The 21,186-nt window shown below is 47.1% G+C and carries 19 protein-coding genes and 1 tRNA gene; 5 read left to right on the top strand and 15 right to left on the bottom strand.

Translation table 11 applies throughout. The features are described 5' to 3' along the window. Positions 1-57: 57 nt before the first annotated feature. The 7 genes from SPICA_RS04885 to SPICA_RS04855 form a co-directional block, all read right to left on the bottom strand. Entirely contained in the window at positions 58-987 is a 930-nt protein-coding gene (locus SPICA_RS04885; RefSeq protein ID WP_013968424.1) for a glucose-6-phosphate dehydrogenase assembly protein OpcA, read from the bottom strand. Next, on the bottom strand, positions 987-2,465 hold the full coding sequence (gene zwf / locus SPICA_RS04880; protein WP_013968423.1) for a glucose-6-phosphate dehydrogenase: 1,479 nt from the start codon (positions 2,463-2,465) through the stop codon (positions 987-989). The genes SPICA_RS04885 and zwf overlap by 1 nt, the downstream gene beginning before the upstream one ends. 105 nt (positions 2,466-2,570) lie before the next feature. After that, positions 2,571-2,644: transfer RNA gene (locus SPICA_RS04875), tRNA-Val, on the bottom strand. Positions 2,645-2,700: 56 nt separating this feature from the next. After that, entirely contained in the window at positions 2,701-3,150 is a 450-nt protein-coding gene (locus SPICA_RS04870) for a response regulator (RefSeq protein ID WP_013968422.1), read from the bottom strand. A 12-nt stretch (positions 3,151-3,162) separates the two neighbouring features. After that, positions 3,163-3,627 carry a chemotaxis protein CheX gene (locus tag SPICA_RS04865; RefSeq protein WP_013968421.1) on the bottom strand — a complete coding sequence of 155 codons (465 nt, stop codon included), beginning with the start codon at positions 3,625-3,627 and terminating at the stop codon, positions 3,163-3,165. A gap of 15 nt (positions 3,628-3,642) precedes the next feature. Continuing rightward, positions 3,643-4,998, bottom strand: a complete 1,356-nt coding sequence (locus tag SPICA_RS04860; protein WP_013968420.1) for a CheR family methyltransferase — start codon at positions 4,996-4,998, stop codon at positions 3,643-3,645. A 12-nt stretch (positions 4,999-5,010) separates the two neighbouring features. Then, a complete protein-coding gene (locus SPICA_RS04855; protein ID WP_013968419.1) occupies positions 5,011-7,419 on the bottom strand; it encodes a chemotaxis protein CheW in 2,409 nt (802 codons plus the stop codon). A 96-nt stretch (positions 7,420-7,515) separates the two neighbouring features. Between SPICA_RS04855 and SPICA_RS04850 the strand changes: the two genes are divergently transcribed. The 4 genes from SPICA_RS04850 to SPICA_RS04835 are packed head-to-tail and all read left to right on the top strand — an operon-like array spanning position 7,516 to position 10,916. Continuing rightward, a complete protein-coding gene (locus tag SPICA_RS04850) occupies positions 7,516-8,742 on the top strand; it encodes a hypothetical protein (RefSeq protein ID WP_013968418.1) in 1,227 nt (408 codons plus the stop codon). A 1-nt stretch (position 8,743) separates the two neighbouring features. Further along, positions 8,744-9,733: a hypothetical protein gene (locus SPICA_RS04845; protein WP_013968417.1), complete on the top strand. Its 990-nt coding sequence runs from the start codon at positions 8,744-8,746 to the stop codon at positions 9,731-9,733. A 41-nt stretch (positions 9,734-9,774) separates the two neighbouring features. Then, positions 9,775-10,077 carry a transposase gene (locus SPICA_RS04840; RefSeq protein WP_013968416.1) on the top strand — a complete coding sequence of 101 codons (303 nt, stop codon included), beginning with the start codon at positions 9,775-9,777 and terminating at the stop codon, positions 10,075-10,077. After that, positions 10,026-10,916 carry an IS3 family transposase gene (locus tag SPICA_RS04835; RefSeq protein WP_156789628.1) on the top strand — a complete coding sequence of 297 codons (891 nt, stop codon included), beginning with the start codon at positions 10,026-10,028 and terminating at the stop codon, positions 10,914-10,916. Before SPICA_RS04840 ends, SPICA_RS04835 begins: the two co-directional genes overlap by 52 nt. Positions 10,917-11,075: 159 nt before the next feature. On the opposite strand, the gene SPICA_RS04830 is transcribed toward SPICA_RS04835, so the two are convergent. The 7 genes from SPICA_RS04830 to SPICA_RS04800 form a co-directional block, all read right to left on the bottom strand. Further along, positions 11,076-11,564: an asparaginase domain-containing protein gene (locus SPICA_RS04830; RefSeq protein ID WP_013968414.1), complete on the bottom strand. Its 489-nt coding sequence runs from the start codon at positions 11,562-11,564 to the stop codon at positions 11,076-11,078. A 153-nt stretch (positions 11,565-11,717) separates the two neighbouring features. Beyond that, entirely contained in the window at positions 11,718-12,941 is a 1,224-nt protein-coding gene (locus SPICA_RS04825) for an LL-diaminopimelate aminotransferase (protein WP_013968413.1), read from the bottom strand. Positions 12,942-12,952: 11 nt separating this feature from the next. Further along, positions 12,953-14,230, bottom strand: coding sequence for a diaminopimelate decarboxylase (locus SPICA_RS04820; protein WP_013968412.1), 1,278 nt, complete (start codon positions 14,228-14,230; stop codon positions 12,953-12,955). Positions 14,231-14,239: 9 nt separating this feature from the next. Beyond that, positions 14,240-15,337, bottom strand: a complete 1,098-nt coding sequence (asd, locus tag SPICA_RS04815; RefSeq protein WP_013968411.1) for an aspartate-semialdehyde dehydrogenase — start codon at positions 15,335-15,337, stop codon at positions 14,240-14,242. 32 nt (positions 15,338-15,369) lie between these two features. Further along, positions 15,370-16,278: a 4-hydroxy-tetrahydrodipicolinate synthase gene (gene dapA / locus SPICA_RS04810; RefSeq protein WP_013968410.1), complete on the bottom strand. Its 909-nt coding sequence runs from the start codon at positions 16,276-16,278 to the stop codon at positions 15,370-15,372. Positions 16,279-16,298: 20 nt separating this feature from the next. Then, positions 16,299-17,096 carry a 4-hydroxy-tetrahydrodipicolinate reductase gene (gene dapB / locus SPICA_RS04805; RefSeq protein ID WP_013968409.1) on the bottom strand — a complete coding sequence of 266 codons (798 nt, stop codon included), beginning with the start codon at positions 17,094-17,096 and terminating at the stop codon, positions 16,299-16,301. A gap of 15 nt (positions 17,097-17,111) precedes the next feature. Beyond that, the gene (locus tag SPICA_RS04800; protein WP_013968408.1) at positions 17,112-18,443 is read right to left on the bottom strand and encodes an aspartate kinase; all 1,332 of its coding nucleotides are present in this window, start codon (positions 18,441-18,443) and stop codon (positions 17,112-17,114) included. Between the two features lie 246 nt (positions 18,444-18,689). Here SPICA_RS04800 and SPICA_RS04795 point away from each other — a divergent pair, with 246 nt between their 5' ends. Beyond that, positions 18,690-20,543, top strand: coding sequence for an RNB domain-containing ribonuclease (locus SPICA_RS04795; RefSeq protein ID WP_013968407.1), 1,854 nt, complete (start codon positions 18,690-18,692; stop codon positions 20,541-20,543). Here the strand turns inward: SPICA_RS04795 and SPICA_RS04790 are convergent. Then, positions 20,530-21,171 carry a chemoreceptor glutamine deamidase CheD gene (locus SPICA_RS04790; protein WP_013968406.1) on the bottom strand — a complete coding sequence of 214 codons (642 nt, stop codon included), beginning with the start codon at positions 21,169-21,171 and terminating at the stop codon, positions 20,530-20,532. The two genes, SPICA_RS04795 and SPICA_RS04790, sit on opposite strands and share 14 nt — an antisense overlap. Positions 21,172-21,186 lie beyond the last annotated feature (15 nt).

Raw genomic sequence — 21,186 nt, 5'->3', positions numbered from 1 at the left:
TTTTGCTCAACAATATATCTGCACAATTCATAAGCTTACCGACATTGTGATAAAGTCCTAAATAGCCCGTTTATAAAGAGGATCTACCACAGGAGCATCGACAATACGTTCTAGGATAGTTCCCATACTGGAATCGGGTAGACTTACCTGCAGCTGTTTTCCGTCCCGGTAATGAAGTTCAGCATTCTTTGGATTGTGGATTTCAAGATTGGAAATTGTACCATCCGAAAAAGTACACTCAATAGCACCAGTAAAAGCAGGATAATTAGGATCCAGCTGACTATCAACCTGAATTACCCTTCCTTTAGTACGGTCCTGAATCCAACCTTTAAGCAGTTGGAGGGCCCAGGGATCTGAAGTATGGATAGAAACTTTACGAAGCTGTTCCAGATCCTGGGCATAGGAAGAATCAAAAAGGCGGGACATGGCATACCGTAAGGGAAGCAGCTGTTCCCAGGTAAGATCCACCAAGGGGATCGACGCCTGCAGAACACTACGAACAGCTTCCTGGTACGAGGTTATCCCCCGTTTATAGTGTTTTAAATCCCAACTCCCGTTGATAATCGTCAGGTTCACCCGTTCTGCACAATCATATTCACAACTGGTAAGTGTTTCTGGTCCCAGAGTCCACAGCAGAATGGCTGGCAGTTCCCGTAATACCAGGGGCCCCCAAATCCGTCCCTGAAAGGCTCCATCATCGGGGGTCTCAATATACACATCCTCAAAACAGATACCTCGCTCCTGCCGATCCAAGGCACAGCGAGCTGAAGACCAACTGTGTAAACCATCCTTGGAATAACCTCGCAAATGTAAGAGTCGTACTGGACGACGACCCATGAGGCTTTCCACCCAACGGTCAATCTCATCTGCATGAACTTTTGAAGCAAGGGCAATCATGGTAGCCGACATAGCCCGTGCATTTGCCCCGCCATGTTCAGTGAGCCGCTCATGTAATTCCTGTTCCAATTCGGATGTTTTCGGATACATTATAATCGCCTCCAATGATCGCCAATTCGTTCTGCTAGGCCCTGTGCTGCTACTGGACCAGAACTGCCTGCTTCATACAGATGCAAGGGTACGGATCCAGAATCCCAGGCAGCTCTGATAGGATCAATAAATGCCCAGGAAGCCTCTACCTCATCTCGCCTCGTGTAAAGCGTACTATCACCAATGAGAGCATCCAGCAAGAGACGTTCATACGCCTCTGGCGATGGATGCCCGAACCCGGTTCCATACAGAAAATCCATGGAAACTGTACGGGAATGATCCGTAAGACCGGGTATTTTAGTATTAAGATAGAGCGTCAGCCCTTCATCGGGTTGGATACGGAATACCAGTTGATTGGCTCCGCCAAAGGCTTGCGGAAATAAATTCATAGCAGGCTTTTTAAAATGGACAGCTATTTCGGAAACTCTCCTGCTGAGCCGCTTGCCGGTCCTCAGTATAAAAGGAACTCCGTACCAGCGCCATGAATCAATATGGGCGACCAGGGCTGCATAGGTTTCTGTCTGAGAATTGGGATCTACCCCCGGTTCCTCTCGATAAGCCGGAACCTGCTGTCCATCGATAAGTCCCGCCTTGTACTGACCTCGAAGGGTATTAGCGAAAATATCCAAATCCAAGAGGGGCCGCAAAGCTCGAAGGACCTTTACCTTTTCATCCCGGACCATATCGGATGTAAAAGAAGTGGGAGGTTCCATAGCCACAAGAGCTAAAAGCTGTAACAGATGATTTTGTACCATATCCCGAAGTGCACCCGATTGTTCATAATAAGCGGCCCGTTTTTCAACCCCTACGGTTTCAGCAACGGTTATTTCTACATGATGAATATAGTGATTATTCCAGATCGGTTCGAATATGCCATTTCCAAAACGAAAGACCGCAATATTTTGTACGGTTTCCTTTCCAAGATAGTGATCTATTCTAAAAACGGAAGATTCATCATACCTTTCTGTTATAAAATCATTTAGCTCTGCTGCTTCATGGCCACTGCGCCCAAAGGGTTTTTCCACAACCACCCTGCTTGCACATGAATGCCGTCGAGAAAGTCCGGATCGATACAGATTATCGATAATAGGCTGATATTGTTCAGGAGGCACTGCAAGATAGCTTACCAAATCCCGATCTGTATGGATGGATTCGGCCAGTCTCTGATATGCTGCTAGATCATCAATATCACCCTGTATATAAAAACAGCGTTCCAGAAAATCCCGATGATCATCATCGGTTAGATGATAACCACCGAGAGCTTTTTCAACTTCCTTTCTATAGTCACTGTCTGTCCAGGGACGCCTTCCAAATCCTACAAGGAACCAATCATCGATGGCACCCTCACGGTACAGCGAAAAAAAGGCAGGATACAATTTACGGTTAGCCAAATCTCCGGAGGCGCCAAAAACAAGCAGACAAAAAGGCCGAGGCCGTCTGCGTACCGGTAAACCTTCTGCAAATATATTGTGTTCCATGCTATGTAATATAGTAAATATTTTATACAGGAACAATGGGGGCAGGAAAATTATTAAGGGGAAAAATAAAAATCCCTTTTCAGAAATTCTGAAAAGGGATTACCATGGGCGATACAAGAGTCGAACTTGTGACCCCCAGCGTGTCATACTGGTGCTCTAACCAACTGAGCTAACCGCCCGTACCCGCTCTTTATACCAGACAAGAGCGGACTTTGTCAATACAAAACGCTCACAGCTATGCAGTTGACGTCTTACCTAACACCTGTGCAATACGTTCCAAGACCTTTTTACGATCTAATGGTTTCACTATATAATTTTTAGCACCGAGCAGTAAGGATTTCTTTACCAGATCCTGTTTACCCAGGGCACTGATCATTACCACTTTGGCGTTTTTATCAAAATTCATAATATGTTCCAGAGCGGTGATCCCATCCATTTTTGGCATTGTAATATCCATGGTAACAAGATCTATATTGGGGAATAGCTCCTTGTATTTTTCTACCCCCTCTTCACCATCTGCAGCTGTAGCGGCCACTTCATAGCTTTCAGAAGTTAGAATTTGCCCGATTTGCTTGGCTACAAACATGGAATCATCGACTACGAGCACTCGGTAGGGTGTACCATCAGGTTTGAGTCCATCCGGTTCCCGTTCGTTAATTGCCGGAAAATCCTGCTTCGTCTTCATAGGTATTCCTTGTTATGCCCGTTCACGAATCGCTACATTAATCTCAATTTTTCCCTGGGGTGTTTCCATGGGAACAATGAGGGCTTCCACTTCATGATCAGAGACTTCCATATTATCCCCCGTAAAAAGGGCTGGCGGGGTAAGATCAAATCTAAATCCCAGATCGTGCAATTTGGTAACTGCCTGTGCAGTAATCATATTAGCAAGCTCGGTAATCGTAGCCTTTGCGAGTTCATCAAGCGCAGATAGTTGTTCACCGTTCATAGTAGATGCCACTGCAAGGGCAGTTTGTTTCGACATATCAAACATCACCCGACCTTCTACATCTCCAGCGAGACCTACTAAAGCGGCCACACCCAATACAGGCATGGTGGTAGATTTAAGATACAATTCTCCCCGTTTGATATCTGTGTTTAATACTTCTTTAAGAACATTAAATGCAGATTCAACAAAGGGATTGATGTACTCGACTCTCATGGGTTTCTCCTTCCTTTAGCTATTCAACATATACAGGGATACTGGATCCGTACCAAGCCGGGTCCATTCATCTTCAGCGAGCATCTCATGCTGTCCTACCAGCACAAGACCTTTTGTTTTGAGCTTTTCACTAAAATCATTCACAATTTTTGCCTGTTCTTCCGGACTTTGGAACGACAGCACATCCCGAGCCATAATCATATCTAAATCTGTAAATGGATTAACGTTTTTCATATCATGATATTCAAAAAGAATAGCATCTTTAATTTCCTGGTTAAAAGAATAGCCATACCGGCCCTTCACGAGATATTCATGATACATACTGGGAACCGCTTCTATCTCAAAGACCATATTGGGTGCAGAAGACACCGCCAACAGATCATTGTCACTGGCCCAGATTTTTATACGGGCATCCTTATAACGCCTTTTCAGAATGCAGGCTAGTGAGTAGCTCTCATAGCCCTTTCCACAGCCAGGATTCCACACGGTTACAGTTTTGGAGGGAAGATCGGGCAAGGTAGACAGTATCTGTTCAGCATAGGTCTCATCCCAAAGGCTGCCATTACAAGGAGAGTAAAAGGTAGCGAGATATTCTTCCGCATCTTCAATATTTTTAAGCTGTAATTCCTTATTATTTCGTATCTGTCTCCATTCCTCAAAACGTTCTTCAACCCATGTTGCATTCAGCGCGGTTGTTGCAAAATGTTTAAGCGCAAAAAGGGTTTCCTTAATAAACTCAAGCTCAGAAGCTGAAGCTTTTGATGAACTAGAAACAGTCTCCTTTTGCAGAGCTGCTGTCTGGGCAGCAAAAAAGGTACCGCTCGCTGTTTCAGAAATAAGGCGAGGCTTTTCTTCTTCTTTTTGCTCAAAGATACGGTTCACATCAAGGATGATGTAAAGTCTGCCCTGATTTTCCACTACACCATGAATGTATTTAATATTGATATCCCCAAAAATCGGATGGGGTGGTTGAATGGTACTGGACTGGATACCAACAACCTTATCGATACTATCTACAATAACGCCATACACATGGTCTTCTAACCGCAAAATGAGAAGATTTTCCAATGCATCTTCGCTTTTTCGTTCTGCTGGCAGATGAAAAAAGATGCGGAAATCTATAACAGGAATGATTTCTCCCCGCAGATTATAGACCCCTCGTAAAAATGGAGCCGCATTAGGAACATAGGTAAATTTGCTGGCCTTAGCAATCTCTTTAACATTCATGATGTCAACACCATAGTCTTTACCAGCCAGAGAAAAGGTTACCATTTTAAAATCTACTATGGTGACTTTTTCAGCCCTTGCTGTTTCTCTATGACCATTTTCATCATGAACTTCCTGTTGCAAGTTTTGCTCTTGTGTTTGCATATTCATCCCCATCTATCGAACCGATGCTTCCCGACGGCGCCGTTCTTCTAGTTCTTTCCGTAAGCCTAATTCCAGAAGTTGGCTGACATCGATAATAAGCGAAACGGAACCATCACCCAAAATTGAAGCTCCTGCAATACCAGGCGAGTTGGTAAACTGATCCCGCAACGGTTTAATAACCACATCTTCTTCACCGATGAGACTGTCTACCATGAGCCCCATTTTTTTCTCTGCCGTACCGACAATAACCACAAAGTAATATTCCCGTTGTTCGTCAGTCTTAATTCCAAAGAGCCTATTGAGACGCAGTAAGGAAATGACATCATTTCGGATATTAAACACCTCATAGTTATCGATCATTTTAATTTCTGAAGGTCTAATTCGATGACTTTCGATAACTGAGGTTATCGGTATGGAATAAATTTCACTACCGACCCGTACCAAAAGCCCCTGAATAATAGCGAGGGTTAAGGGTAGTTTGATGGTAAATCGTGTTCCCTTTCCACGTTCTGAACTGACTGTAACAGTACCATTGAGCTTCTCTACCTGCCGGCGGACCACATCCAGCCCAACCCCTCGACCAGAAATATTGGTAATTTCCTTGGCGGTCGAAAAACCAGGTTCAAATATCAGATTAAAGGCTTCTACATCGGTTAATTCTTTATTTGGATGGATTAATCCTCGTTCAATTGCCTTTGCACGAACAGCCTCAACATCAATACCCTTGCCATCATCGGCAATTTCGATGATGATCATATTGCCTTCATTGCTGGCTTTGAGGAGCACCGTGCCGGTTTCACTTTTTCCTGAGCTAAGGCGAACCTCTGGAGCTTCAATTCCATGGTCTATACAATTGCGGACCGAGTGCATGATTGGATCCAGAAGATCTTCGATAACCGATTTATCAAGTTCAGTTTCTTCACCTTCAATAACAAGATTAACCTTTTTATTAAGACTCTTGGAAAGATCCCGAACTAAACGGGGAAACCGGTTAAAGATCTGGCTAATAGGCACCATCCGGATCCGCATGACCCCTTCCTGCAATTCCCCGGTGATACGACCTAAATTCTGGGCAGTTGATCGATATTTACCAATATTAACCTTAAGACCTGTCTCGATGGGATCAAAGAGGGTGAAAAGATCCCCATACCGTTCAGTAATTTCTTTTCGGATTTCTTTAACCGTCCGCCCATTTTGGATGCCTTCAAGATATTCAGGCAGACGATCAAAAAGCTCTTTCATTTTTTCCCGATATAGTGTTTCGGTACCTTGTAATTGAGTCATGAGTTCGCCGAACTGGTTGGAAATCTGATTAAAGGTTGCCTTGGTAATAACCGTTTCAGATACAAGATTCAGCAGATTGTCGATTCGTTTGGAATCTACCCGTAGAATTGAACCGACATCTTTTCCAGCCCGTTTAGCTTCTGCTTCCTGATCCCCACCCTTAGATTCGTCCTGATGGATCGATTCTTTTGCTTCTGGTACAGACGCAGACGATTGAGCGACAGATTTTGCTTCTGACTGGATGTGGGTTTCAGCAATCGCTGGCTTAGAATTCATAGCTCCTGAAGGCTTTAATTGGCTGCTTGCGGTACCACCACTTCCGAGTTCATCAATTTCTGCACTTAATGTTACATCTGGAATTGATACAATTTTGTAGAGATCATCCAGACTGTGGGTACTAGCAACATAATACTCTACCACGGGATGAAAAACATCTTCATAAAGCTGTTCAAAGTCAGGTACAGTTCTGAGGACTGTGCTAACCCCCTTTAGAGCAGCAAATACCTGAATACCGCCTACGGTATTCATGACGTTATCCTCATTAAAGGTCACCGCAATCCGATAAATGGTGGTACCGTCCGGAGCAGCTTGACGCATCTCTAGAATGTCATATTCTGTCAAGGAGTGCTTGCTCGTTTTCAGACCAGAAGGTGCAGCTGTTGGGGCTTCTAGATGAACAGAAGCTGCAGCTGTTTTTACTTGAGAAGGGGCTTTCCCAGCCTGTTTCCCCTTCCGTCCACCCTCAGGAAGCAACGCAGAAAGTCGCTGTTCAATCCCGGAACTATCCCCACCGAAGACCGATCCCTTCATACGTGCATCGAGCATTTCCTTAATAATATCTATCGCAAGGAGTAATACATCAATTACATCCTCATTAATCTGAACCAGATCGGATCGGATTGCATCGAGCACATCTTCAACAAGGTGGGTAAATGATGACAGTTCATGCATTTCCACCGTAGCAGCACCACCTTTAAGGGTATGGGCTGCCCGGAAAATCTCATCTACCGCATCACGATTATGACCTTCATTTTCGAGCACCAGAATATTTTGCTCCAGTACTTCAACTTGCATCTGGGCTTCACTAAAAAAGTCTTTTAAAAGTTCTTCATTGTTGGGGTCTAAATAATCACTCATGACATTGATAATGTTTATACACAAATCGTCTTACGTCAAGGCTTATTTGTTGTAAGTTGTGTAATAACATGATAAAATTGTTACAAGGAGCGTTATATGAGCTTCAGAAAAAATTATGTCCTAGTCATTATATTGTTGCTATTTACTGAGCTCTATGCATTTTCCGCTGAACTAACCGTTCCTTCTTTAGAGATGGCCAGTACAGGCACTGTAGAAAATGGAATTTTTACACTTTCTTCAATTGCTCAAGCAGATATTGCGCTTTCAGGCGGTTATAAATACGGTGGATTACTGCGACTTTCCTTCTCTTCTCAAAACCTAGAACGAGCCCTCGGTTATGGCAGGACACAAGTAGAGCCCATAACGACGACACCGACTGAAGAAGAATATAACGCTCTTGTTGACCGATTCAACAATCTTGCAGCACTTCAGTTCAAATTAGCCCAGGTTACCGCACGCCAGCCCTTTGAGTTACCTCTAGAAATCAGCTATTTCATCGGTTTTTCTGACACCTTTTGTTCAGGAGAAGATTTTCCTCATGTATTTGGAAGTGTTCCCATAACAACAGAATTTAAAGGGTTTTCCTATTTTCCACAAGGCATAGGTGGTAATCCAACATATCAATATAACGGTATTCATCAAGCTATAGGAACTGGATTTCATCTTTCATTTCTTCCATGGAAACAGATAATACCCATGTTATATCTCTATCAGGATAGCGCATTTATTGATGAGAGCACCGGTATTCCAGAATCGGGACGTTACTCTGGGGATCTGCGACTATTAGTGAATAGTCAATATGTTAAATTTGAAGCCTTCGTGGGTGCAACCACACCCTATGGAACCTATGGTATGTATCGGGGTGGTATGCTTACCTATTTTACGACTGGTACTGGGGCAGATTTTATGGCACAGGTGGGCATTCCTGGATGGGAGGGAGGTACGGCATTTAAAATCGATAATCTTTTCTTTTTATTTGAACCACGGCTTTCAATCGGACTTTTCGCACTCCATATAACCCTTTTTTATCATCCTCTACGATACCTCCAGTTGGTTAATCCTGAAGAACGGGGAGCAACAGATATAAATATTAAATTACTTTTCGGCGATATACTGAAACATCGTCTTCAGGGTGGCCTCGAAAACACCATTAATATTCGATCCGAATCTACAAATAGAACGTTAGATGTACGAATATCCCCATTGCTGAGTATTATTACCGAGGGAATCCGCTGGGATATGAAGATTCGTCTTGATCCATTTAATTATAACGAACCTTTTGAAATGGCAGATATTTTTATTGGTGTACGGACGGCATATTGATATGAAACAGAATATACGATATTTATTTATAGGTTTGTTACTAGCAGGGGTGGGTGTAACAGTTTCTGGCATTGATATCAGTTTATATGGTTCTTTAGGGAATATCGCCTTCGATACAAGCAGAACTACTGCCTTAAGTGATGGGAATCAAGCTTTTAGTGAAAACCTATCATTCTATGGAATAGCCCAATTAGATCAGAAAATTGCAGAAAATACCAATTTTACTGTCCTATTCAATCATGACCCTATTCTGAGGAACAGCCTGTACACAACCATAGCCTATGATACAGGTTATGCCAAAATTACTGTAGGGCCTTTTTTTGGACTCTTTAATTCTTCCTCTTCGATGATTACTTCCGGGCTTAGTACCACACTGACAATGACAATTCCAGGAATCATCTATGGTAGTTTTCGTTCAGATACCACTATAGGAGCTGGCATCAACCTCCCAGGTGATTATGTGCAACAACGTAACGAATTAGCCATAGGTCTTTGGGGACCTAACACACTCACCAGTTTTAAAGTATCAACAAAAACCTTTACCTATAAAAAAAATACCGATCTAACTGTAGTTGATACAGTAACTAACTATGATTGGGTTACTGAGGTATTTAAAAAATATATACCATACACAGCAACAATAACCCTTGGATATCAATCACTAAAACGATCGTATATAGACGTAACTACGAGTAACGATGAGCTTGCGGCTTTCATGATTGGCCTTGATGCCAGTTTTAAATTCTCTGATAATTTTAAAATCACTGGCGGTGGTAAGGCTCCCCTTTATGCTTGGGGAGTTGGTAATTTAAAAAGTCCCGATGACACTACCATTTTATATGAAGCAACCCTTGGTTTAACAGCTACAATAGATACCCTTCGTTTACCCAAACGAAAACCAACACCCTTAGTAGAGCAAGTTGAAACTGGACAGGAGGCTATAATGAGCCCTGGAAACTGGGCCAAAAAAAATGTAAAAATAAGGTGGTAGGAGTACAGAAATAACCTGCCTAACAGGAGGAAACTACCAACATGAGGAAACGATACGATAAGGCATTTAAAGCGAAGGTGGCTCTCGAAGCCCTTCGCGGTGATAAAACGGTCCAGGAACTAGCAGCTCTTTATGAGGTTCATCCAAACATGGTGACCCTCTGGAAGAAACAGCTTCTTGAAGGAGCTGAAGTGCTCTTTGAAAAGCCAGGGAAGGATACGGAACGGCACGAGCTGGAGCAGAAACAGGATGAACTGTATAAACAAATCGGTAAGCTCCAGATAGAGAACGAATTCTTAAAAAAAAAGTACAAACAATTATACGGGACCGAACCGCCGCTATAGAACCGGACTATCCAGACTTATCGATACGAGAGCAATGCCGAATACTGGGAATAACTCGAGCAAGTTATTACTACAAGGCCGTAGAAAAGGACGAAGATAGAGACCTTGCCATTTTGAATGCCATCCTGGAAGAGCTCAAAGTTCACCCGTTTTATGGGTATCGCAAAATAGCTCGTGCCTTAGCAGATATGGGGGTAACACGGAAACAGGTGCGTCGTATCATGCATAAAGCTGGTTTACGGGCCATATATCCCAAAAAACGGACCAGTATTCGCTCTAAAGGGCATAAAAAGTACCCCTATCTGCTTAAAAACATGGTGCTTTGGATTCCTAACCAGGTCTGGGCGACGGATATCACCTACATTAAGCTCGGTAAAGGCTTTGTGTACCTGGTGGTCATACTCGACCTGTATTCTCGTAAGATATTGTCCTGGAAGGTCTCAAATACCATGGATACGGACTTTTGTGTAGCTTCCCTTGAAGAATCAATCAAACAGTGGGGAATCCCGGCTATCTTCAATACGGATCAGGGGAGTCAGTTTACTAGCGAAGCGTTTATTTCAGTCCTTGAATCGTATGGCATTCGTATCAGTATGGATAGCAAAAATCGAGCTCTTGATAATATTTACATGGAACGGGTCTGGCGTACCATCAAGTATGAAGATATTTATATCAAAGACTATCAAACCATGACTGAACTCAAGGAGGGACTAAAAACCTATGTAACTTTTTACAACAGTAAACGGTACCATCAATCGTTGGACTATGCTACACCAGATGAAATCTATGCTCAGGCATTTAGATCTACCCTACCATTAGAGGAGGCTCTCACTGCTTGAGCCCCCATACTCTATCCACCTTATTTTTTCTTTATAATGGTCTTGACAGGTGGGCTCACCGTAGGCAGAGGTACAAAATTTACAGGAACCCACAGAAACAGAGAAAAAAACCTCGCAGCGCTTAGAGGAAACAAATATAGCCAAATAATAAGAAACAAGCTAAAGGCCTTCAAAAACACCCTTTTCGTAATTTTTCCGTACCTTGTCCCAGGGAAAAACTCGGCCATTCATGGTAATATATACTCCTGGTGAGAGCAGTTGCACCGCCGTAAAGGCGCACCCCAGATTAAAAAGAGAGTCACTCCCTGCAACCGAATAGGGAATCATGGCTCCGGTAAGTACGATGGTTTTATTAAGGCTGGCAGGTCCGAGAACTTTAGCGGTATCGACCATCCGGTCCGTACCATGGGTAATAACAATCCTATCTTCAGGAGTTTTTCTACAGGCTGCAAGAATGTTCTGCCGGTCCTGATCGCCCATTTCCAGGCTGTCCACTAGCTGCAGTATTTCCAGCTCCACCGGAACCGTTATACGAACCTGTTTGATAATGTCAGGGAGATGACTGTTTTTAAAGGTTAAAACGCCCTTAAGTTCATCATAATGTTTATCAAAGGTGCCGCCAGTAATGAGAATTCGTATTCCGTCCATAAAAAATAACCCCTATGAGCCTGTCGGATGTGTAGCTTTTAATATGTCCGCAATTTTTTAAGCTTATTCGGACAAGTCCAACACACTGCTCTACTACCCCCCCCCTGAATTTTTTTTGGGGAGCAGAACGGGGTTACTATACTAAAAATAAGGCTACTTTGCCAATCGCTCAAGCCTTGTACAGGCTTCGACAATATCTTCCCGGTGGCCGAAGGCAGAGAATCGTATAAAAGACTCCCCTGCAGGCCCAAAACCTGAGCCGGGGGTGGTTACCACCCAGCAGGTTTCCAGGATGGTTTCAAATACATCCCAACTTGTACGGCCGGGGAAATGGGCCCATATATAGGGCGCATTATCCCCTCCAACACAGGCAATTCTCAACTTTTGCAGGGTACTTCGGATATGCCGGGCATTCTCCAAGTAGTAATCGGTGAGCTGTCGCATCTCCTGTAAGCCTTCCGGGTCCAGAGCAGCCAAGCCGCCGTATTGAGCTATATTGGAAGCCCCATTAAAGACGGTGGTACAAATGCGGTTCCAGTCCGCATTCACGCTTTCGCCGCCCTCATACACAAGGGTCTTCGGAACGATGGTCCAACCCAGCCGTACCCCGGTAAATCCTATAGGCTTGGAAAAGGAATTTACTTCAATGGCGCAGGTTTCCGCTCCGGGAATCTGGAAAATACTCTTAGGCAGTTCGGGGGACCGGATGTATTCCGCATAAGCCGCATCGAAAATAAGGATAGATCCCGATTTTTGAACAGCCTTTACTAGGGCAGTAAGCTGTTCACGGCTAGCAACCGCACCGGTGGGATTATTGGGAGAACAGAAATATACAAGCCCGTTTTTGGGAAGCCTATCTAAATCGGGGAAATAGTTATTCTCTGCGGTACAGGGCAGATAGTGGATACCCTGGTAGCCCGTACCGTTCCAGGGCCCGGCGGCTCCAATGAGGACCGAGCCATCCACATAGACGGGATAGGAAGGGTCCTGGACAGACACCGGCACCGATCGACCAAAGAGCAGCTGAAGCCGGCCAATGTCACACTTGGCTCCATCGGATATAAAAACCTCGTCAGCGGCTATGAGCCTACAGCCCTCTAAGGAATTATAGAAAACCTGGGCAATCTTCTCCCGCAGAGCAGTCATACCCTGCTCATCCCCATAGCCGCTGTAGCCTTCCCTGGTGGCGAGCCGCCGGGCCCCCTCGACCAGCCCTGCATCAATATGGGGCGTGATGGGTTCGGTCGTATTCCCGATACCCAGACTGATGATCTTTGCTTCCGGGTGCTTCGCAAGAAATTCCCGACGCCGTTTTGCAATTTCGGGGAAGAGATACCCCGCTTTCAGATTCGCCAGTGCCTCATTACGTGCCAGCATGCTTAACTCCTCTAAGATGGTTCAGCCGATGAAAACTGAGAAAGGGCAGTAAAGTCCAGGGTGGCAAAATAATCTTCGACGGTTTCACGGCGGCGGATTGGTACCACCGAGCCATCGCTCCGCAGCAGCAGTTCTCCCGCCCGGAGTTTGCCGTTATAGTTAAAGCCCATAGCCCGGCCGTGGGCACCTGCATCGTGAATAATCACCAGGTCGCCCCGTTCTATCCGGGGTAATTTCCGCTGGACCGCAAATTTATCGTTATTTTCGCAGAGGCTGCCTACCACATCATAGGTTTCCGTAAGAGGCGCCGATTCCTTGCCAGCCACCGTGATGTGATGATAGGCCCCATACATGCCGGGCCGCATCAGGTCCGCCATGGTGGCATCGAGACCGATATAGTCCCGGTAGATATGCTTTTCGTGGATGGCGGTACTTACGAGCCACCCATAGGGCCCCGTGATGATCCGGCCCCATTCGAGGTGTATCCCCAGGGGATCCAGTCCGGCAGGCACGATAATGGCATCATAGGCCCTTCTTATACCCCGGGTAAGCGCATCATAATCGATAGCCTGCTGATCAAGCCGGTAGGGAATCCCCGCGCCGCCTCCAAGATTGACAAACTCAAGGCGAATACCCAGCTTCTGATAGAGCTCCACCGCCAATTCAAAGAGAATTCGAGCCGTTTCTATATGATATTCAATATTGAGCTCGTTGGAAGCGACCATGGTATGGAGGGCAAAACGCCGGGCACCCTTTTCTCTGAGCCGCTGGTAGCCTTTAAAGAGCTGATCCCGGGTAAAACCATATTTGGCTTCCTCAGGCTTGCCGATGATGGCATTACCCTCCTTAAGCGGCCCCGGGTTATAACGGCAGGAAATGAGTTCCGGAATTCCGGCGACAGATTCAAGAAAATCGATATGGGTATAATCATCCAGATTGATGATGGCCCCCATCTGTTTCGCCTCCTGGTACTCATGGGCGGGGGTATCATTGGAGGTGAACATAATTGCTTCCCCCCTGATACCCGCCTGTTCAGACAGCAGCAATTCAGGCAGGCTTGAACAGTCTGCACCGAAGCCTTCATCCTTGAGAATCTTTAAAATAAAGGGATTTGGCAGGGCCTTAACAGCAAAATGTTCAAAAAAGCCCGGTAAAATAGCAAAGGCCTTTTTTATGTTCCGGGCATTTTCACGAATCGCCCTTTCATCATAGATATAAAAGGGCGTTGGATAGGTTGCCACAAGCTTTCTGAGCTGTTCAGCAGTAAGTGGAAAGGTTTTATTGTTCATAATGCAATCTTACAGATATCCCCTGGCTTTGAGAAGCTCCGCATTGAGGATACCCCCTCCAGCAGCTCCACGAACCGTATTGTGGGAAAGCCCCACAAAACGAAGATCAAAGAGCTTGCAGGGCCGGATGCGGCCTACCGTAACAGCCATCGCTTTGTCCGCATCCCGGTCCTTCCGCGGCTGGGGCCGATCGGCTTCTTCCCGGACTATAATCGGTTGTTCCGGAGCAAAGGGAAGCTTCAGTTCCTGGGGCAGGGCCCGGAATTGTGCCCAGATAGCCTTTACTTCCTCGATAGAGGGCTTTTTGTCGCCGAACTCTAGGCTTACACAGGCGGTGTGGCCATCCACCACCGGGACCCGGTTACAGTGGGCAGATACAAGGGGGCCTGGGGCATTCACGATGGTTCCGCCCTGAACAGATCCCAGAATTTTGAGGGGCTCCTGTTCGGATTTTTCTTCTTCCCCGCCAATATAGGGGACAATGTTATCAATCATATCAAGGCTCGGGACCCCTGGGTAGCCCGCACCGGATACGGCCTGCAGGGTGGTCACAAACATCCTCCGGATTTCATATCCTTTCTGCATCAGGGCCCAAATGGGGGTCATATAGCTCTGGATGGAGCAATTGGGCTTTACCACAATAAAGCCCTTGTCCCAGCCCCGCTGTTCCCGTTGCTGAGGAATGATATCCGCATGATGGGGATTGATTTCAGCAATAAGCATGGGAACATCCGGCGTCCAGCGGTGCGCGGAAGCATTAGAAACTACAGGTATTCCTGCTGCAGCATACGCCTCTTCCAGAGCCTTAATTTCATCTTTAGCCATTTCCAGGGCTGAGAACACGAAAGCACAGTCTCCTTTCTTAAAGGCTGCCAGGGCAGACTGCACATCATTGGCATCCGCCACCATAAGGTCCCCGACGCCCTTTCCATAGCTACGGCTTAAGTGCCAGCGGCCGGCTACGGCTTCTGCATAGGGTTTGCCCGCACTGCGGGGAGACGCGGCCACATAGCGGACCTCAAACCAGGGGTGGTCCGCCAGGAGGGCTATATACTGCTGGCCTACCATACCGGTAGCTCCAAGAACACCTACGGGTATCTTCTGCATAATCTGTTGCTCCTTATCTTGTACTATTCGTGCTAGCGGACCGCAATGTCCGCTGCAGCCAATGCGGATTTAAGCTTTGGTATATTAGCCGCCTCAAGGTCACAGAGGGGCAGCCTGCAGGGCCCTGCAGGCAGTCCAGCCCAGCCCATAGCAGTCTTTATAGGTATGGGGTTCGTCTCAATAAAGGCTCCCTTAAAGAGGGGAAGCAGGCTATAATGCAGCTCCCGAGCCTTAGCAAAGTTGCCAGCCAGGCAGGCTTTTGCAAGACTACTCACCCGATCCGGGACCAGGTTAGACACTACAGATACTACCCCATCCCCACCCAAGGCGCAGAGGGCAAGGGTAAAGGCATCATCCCCAGAAAGGACTGCGAAGGGCTTGCCTTCTGCCCGCCGCGGCTGAGCCACCATCTGGATAATGTCTCCCATCTGTGCCAAATCGCCTGAAGCCTCCTTTACACCGATTACAGTGGGTATTCGGGAAAGCCGCTCCATGGTTTGCACATCAATATTTTTGCCCGTCCTTGAGGCAATATTATAAATAAGGATGGGTGCATCCGTAGCGTCCGCTATGGCAGAAAAATGTCTATAAATCCCCTCGTTGGTGGGCTTGTTATAATAGGGGGTTACCACCAGGATTCCATCGGCACCAAGAGCCCGAGCCCGTTTGGCATTCTCGATTGTTTTAGCCGTAGCATTGGACCCAACCCCGACGATAACAGGCACCCGGCCCTTCGCTTCCTGTACGGCGATTTCGATAAGCCGATCCTGTTCATCCCGTTCTAGGGTTGGAGTCTCACCGGTGGTGCCCAGAGGCACAAGACCGTGAATACCCTTTTCCAACTGAAACCGTATGAGACTGCGAAATCCTTCATAATCTACTGTCCCATCCCCATGCATGGGGGTAATCAGGGCCGTAAAAGCCCCCTGTAATTGCATCATACTAGGTACTCCATTACGTTTTAAGAGATATGGGCCAGCACATCATCCATGGTAAAGACCCCTTCCCGTTTGAGATTTCCGGGGCCTTCAGGACCGGTGCATCTAATAAGCCACTCAGCAGCCCGTACCGCACCGCGGGCAAAACCCTCCCGGCTTCTGGCGGTATGGGTCAGTTCGATGGTATCGGCGGTGGAATCGAAAAAGAGACTGTGGGTTCCCGGAACGGACCCCATACGAAGACTGGGGAAATGCAGTTCCTCAGGGCTAGGGGGACGATCCAGGGTGTCATAGACCGGTGTTATTTTCCGATTCAATTCCTTAAGCACCCGCTCTACCAGGGTTTTTGCGGTTCCCGAGGGACTATCGGCCTTTTTATTATGGTGGGCTTCGAACCCACCCACATCATACTCCTCATACTCATTAAAAAGTTTCGCCGCGTAGCTGGCGATTCTGAAAAAGAGCTGGACTCCGATAGAAAAGTTACTGGACCAGAGGAGCGCAGCCTTTTCTTCGTTAACAAGCTTGGTAATTTCCGGCAAGGCTGCATACCAGCCCGTAGTGCCAACCACCACAGGGATACGGGCTTTTACCAACTCTGTTATGTTGGGAACCGCCGTATCAGGCCGGGTAAACTCTATAGCCACATCAACCTGAATACCCGATGCAAGCATTTCCCGGACCGATGCGAAGCCCTGATCTGAACCACCGGCAACAAAAGCAACAGGGTCCACATAGGCAACGATGCGATGCTGTCGTTCCAGGGCGGCGGCTTCGATCATATGTCCCATTTTTCCGTACCCGACGAGGGCAATATTCATAGTTCCTTCCTCCGCTTAGGCTTCAAAAAAGGCTTTATGCAGGCCCTGAACAACCTGGGAGGCCTCTGTGTCATTCACAATAAAACTGATATTCACCTTACTGGCTCCCTGGGATATCATCTGAACCTGGATCCCCAGGGAACTGCAAACCCCGAATGCCCGTTCCAGGATTTCAGAAGATCGTCTGATATCTCCAATGATGGTGATAATTGCCTTTTTTTCCTTGATCGTTACGTTGGCAATCTTTTCGAGATCCCCTTTCAGGGCTAGAAGGTCATGGGCAGCATCGAGGGTAAGAGAAATAGAGACTTCACTGGTGGCTACCATATCAACTGAAATTTTATGGACCGAAAAGGCCTGAAACACCCCAGCTAAAAAGCCGTATTGGCCCAGCATACGGCTCGAAACAATATCTACCAGGGTTACGTTTTTCTTGGATGTAATTGCCCGGACAGGCCCAGCATTGCCATCGAGCTTTGCCACAATTCTTGTCCCTTTGGCTTGAGGATTATAGGAGTTCTTTACCCTGACGGTGGTTCCAGTAGCAATGCAGGGTTGCATGGACCGAGGATGCAGAACCTGGGCACCAAAATACGCAAGTTCTGCCGCTTCTTCATAGGTGACCATCTCTACGGGACGGGCAGTTTTCACCAGCCGGGGGTCTGCGGTGAGGATTCCATCCACATCCTTCCACACTTGCACTTCCTGGGCTTTGCAGGCGGAACCGATAATGGTGGCGGTCAGATCCGATCCGCCCCGGCCCAGGGTGGTTATGTTCCCCTGAGGATCCTTGGCAATAAAACCGGTAACAATGGGCAAGGCCCCAGATTCCACGAGGGGGGTAAGATTCCTTGCAATACTCTCCCAGGCTTCAGGCAGAACCTCAGCCTGGCTGTAGTTGGCATCGGAACGAAAGCCCGCATCCCATGCATCGAGGGCCTGCGCCTTGATACCTTCTGAACGGAAATAGGCTGCTGCAATCCGTATGGAAAGCCGCTCTCCGAAGGATACGAGATAATCTTTGGTCCGGTTGGTGAGTTCCTTGATGAGGGAAATACCCACGAGAAGACTCTTCAGTTCCGAAAGCAGGGCATCTACTTCCCCGACAACTGCAGTATCAAGGTTCAAATCTTTAATGGTCTGTTTATGGAGGTTTTCAATTTTTGCAATAGATACAGATCCTTGTAATGCCTGATCCGCCGCTTCGAGAAGATGATCGGTTGTATCCCCCATTGCAGAAAGCACTAATACCGGTTTCTGATCGATTTGGGATTTCACGATACCTGCTACATACCGAATCCGTTCAGCATTGGCAACAGAACTGCCACCAAACTTCATTACAATCATCGAAAAACCTCCATTATGCCTCGCACTGTATCAAATATTGTATTTTTATGCAATAGTAAAAGAAAAATTGTATATAAATTGTATAAGCTTCGTGCTCAAAACCTGTTATTTTAAGTGGTCTGCTCTACCTGAAGAGCCAGGTTGATCAAGCTTTGTCATGGCTAAAGGGACACCCTGAGCACAAATCTACAAGTCCGACAGGTTCCTAGTTGAGCCATAGGCTCTTAAAATGATAGACTTGAATCTATGAACATACGAGAAAAAGCACTGGTTATTTATAAAACAAAACCCGCCCTTATTACAGAAATCGCTGATAAATTAACCATCCAGCTCGCTACGGGTGAACAGATAAAACTGAGACCCAAAGATATAACCCTCTTACACCCAGGTCCCCTTGGGTCACTCAAAGAACTTGAAAGCCCCCTTGCAGAGGGAGACCTGGCAGGAGCCTGGGAACTTCTTGCAGGGAGCCGCACAACGGTAGAGGAGGCGGCGGAGCTTATATTTGGAGCTTTTACGCCCCGGACAGCCTGGGAATTGTATAAACATGTACAGGATGGGCTCTACTTTACCGAAGCCGCCGCCGATGCATCGGGGGCGAAGTATGTGCCCGAACTGGCGGTTCAGGTGCGCAGTGCTGATGAAGTAGAGCAAATTCAGCGGAAACGGAATGAGAAAAACCGGGAACAGGAAGAGCGGGAACAATTTCTCGAACACCTGCGATCGGGCACCTACGATAAAGCCAGCGAAGGACGCTTTTTACAGGATGTAGAAGCCCTCGCTCTTGGTAAAACCGATAAAAGCCGCACTCTACGGGACCTGGGCAGACCTGAAACACCCCAGGAAGCCCACAAACTGCTCCTCAAGATTGGGTACTGGGACCCGTTCATCAACCCCTATCCGAGCCGTTTCGGTTGTCCCTCTGGCTCAGGTCGGATAACCATAGAGCCGCCTCCAGCGGAAGAGCGGATCGATCTTACAGGACTTCCTGCCTTTGCGATTGATAATCCCTGGAGTACCGATCCGGATGATGCGGTATATATTGATGGATCTACCCTCTATGTGCATGTGGCGGACCCGGCTGCTTCGGTACTGAGTGACTGCGAAGCAGACCTGGAAGCCCGCAGCCGCGGTTCCACCCTCTATCTGCCAGAGGGGGCCCTCAGAATGCTCCATGAGGAAAGCCTAACCCACTTTGCCCTTGGATTAGGTGAAACATCCCCGGCTCTCACCTTTAAAATTACCCTTGCGGAGGATGGCCGGCCCGAGGGAATCGACATTTTCCGCAGTCTGGTACGGGTTACCCGGCTCACATACGATGAGGCGGACCGGCGGATCGAAGAGGAGCCTCTGAAAGCCCTCTTTGCATTTGCAGAGAAAAATGTAAGCCGCAGACAGGCCGCAGGGGCGGTAACCATTGAGTTTCCCGAGGTGCATCTCCATGTGGCGGATAGGACTATCGAGTTTACACCGATTCCCGCCTACAGGTCAGCCGAAATGGTACGGGAATGCATGCTTATCGCAGGGGAAGCTACTGCCCTATGGGCTATGCGAAACCGTATTCCTTTTCCCTTTATAGCCCAGGAACTGGGGGATCTGCCCAATGAAGTCCTGCCAGGCCTTGCGGGCTCATACCAGCTCAGGCGCTGCATGCGGCCTCGCCGGCTCTCCGCCCAGCCGGGGGATCACGCCGGCCTGGGTCTTCCGGTGTATACCCAGGTAACCAGCCCCTTGCGGCGCTATACGGACCTCCTGGCCCATCAGCAGATCCGGCGTTACCTGCGGGGTGAAAACCTCCTCAGCATTGATGAGATCCTTGAACGGGTTGCCGCCGGCGAGGCCGCGGCCCTTACCAACATTCAGGCAGAACGGGCTTCAAAACTGCATTGGACTGCTGTATACCTGCAGGAACGGATTGGCACTACCTGGGATGGGGTGGTGGTGGACCTTAAGGGGAACCGGGCTACTCTTATAATTCCAGAGCTCGCTATGGAAACCCAGGTCGTTGTAAAGGGCTCAGTGACCTATAATGAAATGGTCCGACTTGAGTTAAAAGCGGTAAAACTTCCAGAATTAGAATGCATGTTCATTCTTCCTTGAAAAAGTGGACTGAGCCTTCGACCGGTTTTGCCTTAAGCCGTTCTTCGTAGACATGTTCTTCCTGGGCAACCAGACTAGTATAGGTACCCCGGATCCGTTTTAAGAGGACCTTACCGCTTTTTACAAAAAAGAGAATCTTTCGAGATTCTTTTCCACCGACATCGGAGGCAAGAATGGGAATCTGTTCTGTTTCCAGATACTCAAAAACAAAATCGATATTACTCTGGGCTACTGTCTTTCGGCCAGCCCTGCCTAAACCAAGGACAGAAGCGCCTCCAAAAACCTTCGCAATCAAATTTGCCCGTTTCGCACCAAGATGAAAGAGCCCATTGATTAACACTTCCATAGCATACATGCCGTATCGGGCACTATCTTCAAGAAAGTCCCGTGGATCCGGATCAATAAGAGGTCCCATTTGGCTTAGCTTTGGGTCATGCTGAGGTACGAAGAAACCAGGTAATAAAAAATGATTCAATCCACCAACGCCACAGGTAGCATCGTACATAGCCACCGCAATACAGGAGCCCAGTACAGTAGATATGATAATATCATCCTGGGATACTAAAAATTCACCTGGCTTAATAATGGTAATTGGCTGTTCATAGGCTAATACTTTATGGGAATACATACATCCATCATCCTA

Origin of the sequence: Gracilinema caldarium DSM 7334 (assembly GCF_000219725.1) — a bacterium.
Classification (GTDB): Bacteria; Spirochaetota; Spirochaetia; order Treponematales; family Breznakiellaceae; genus Gracilinema; species Gracilinema caldarium.
This window is presented reverse-complemented; position numbering and strand designations above follow the sequence as displayed.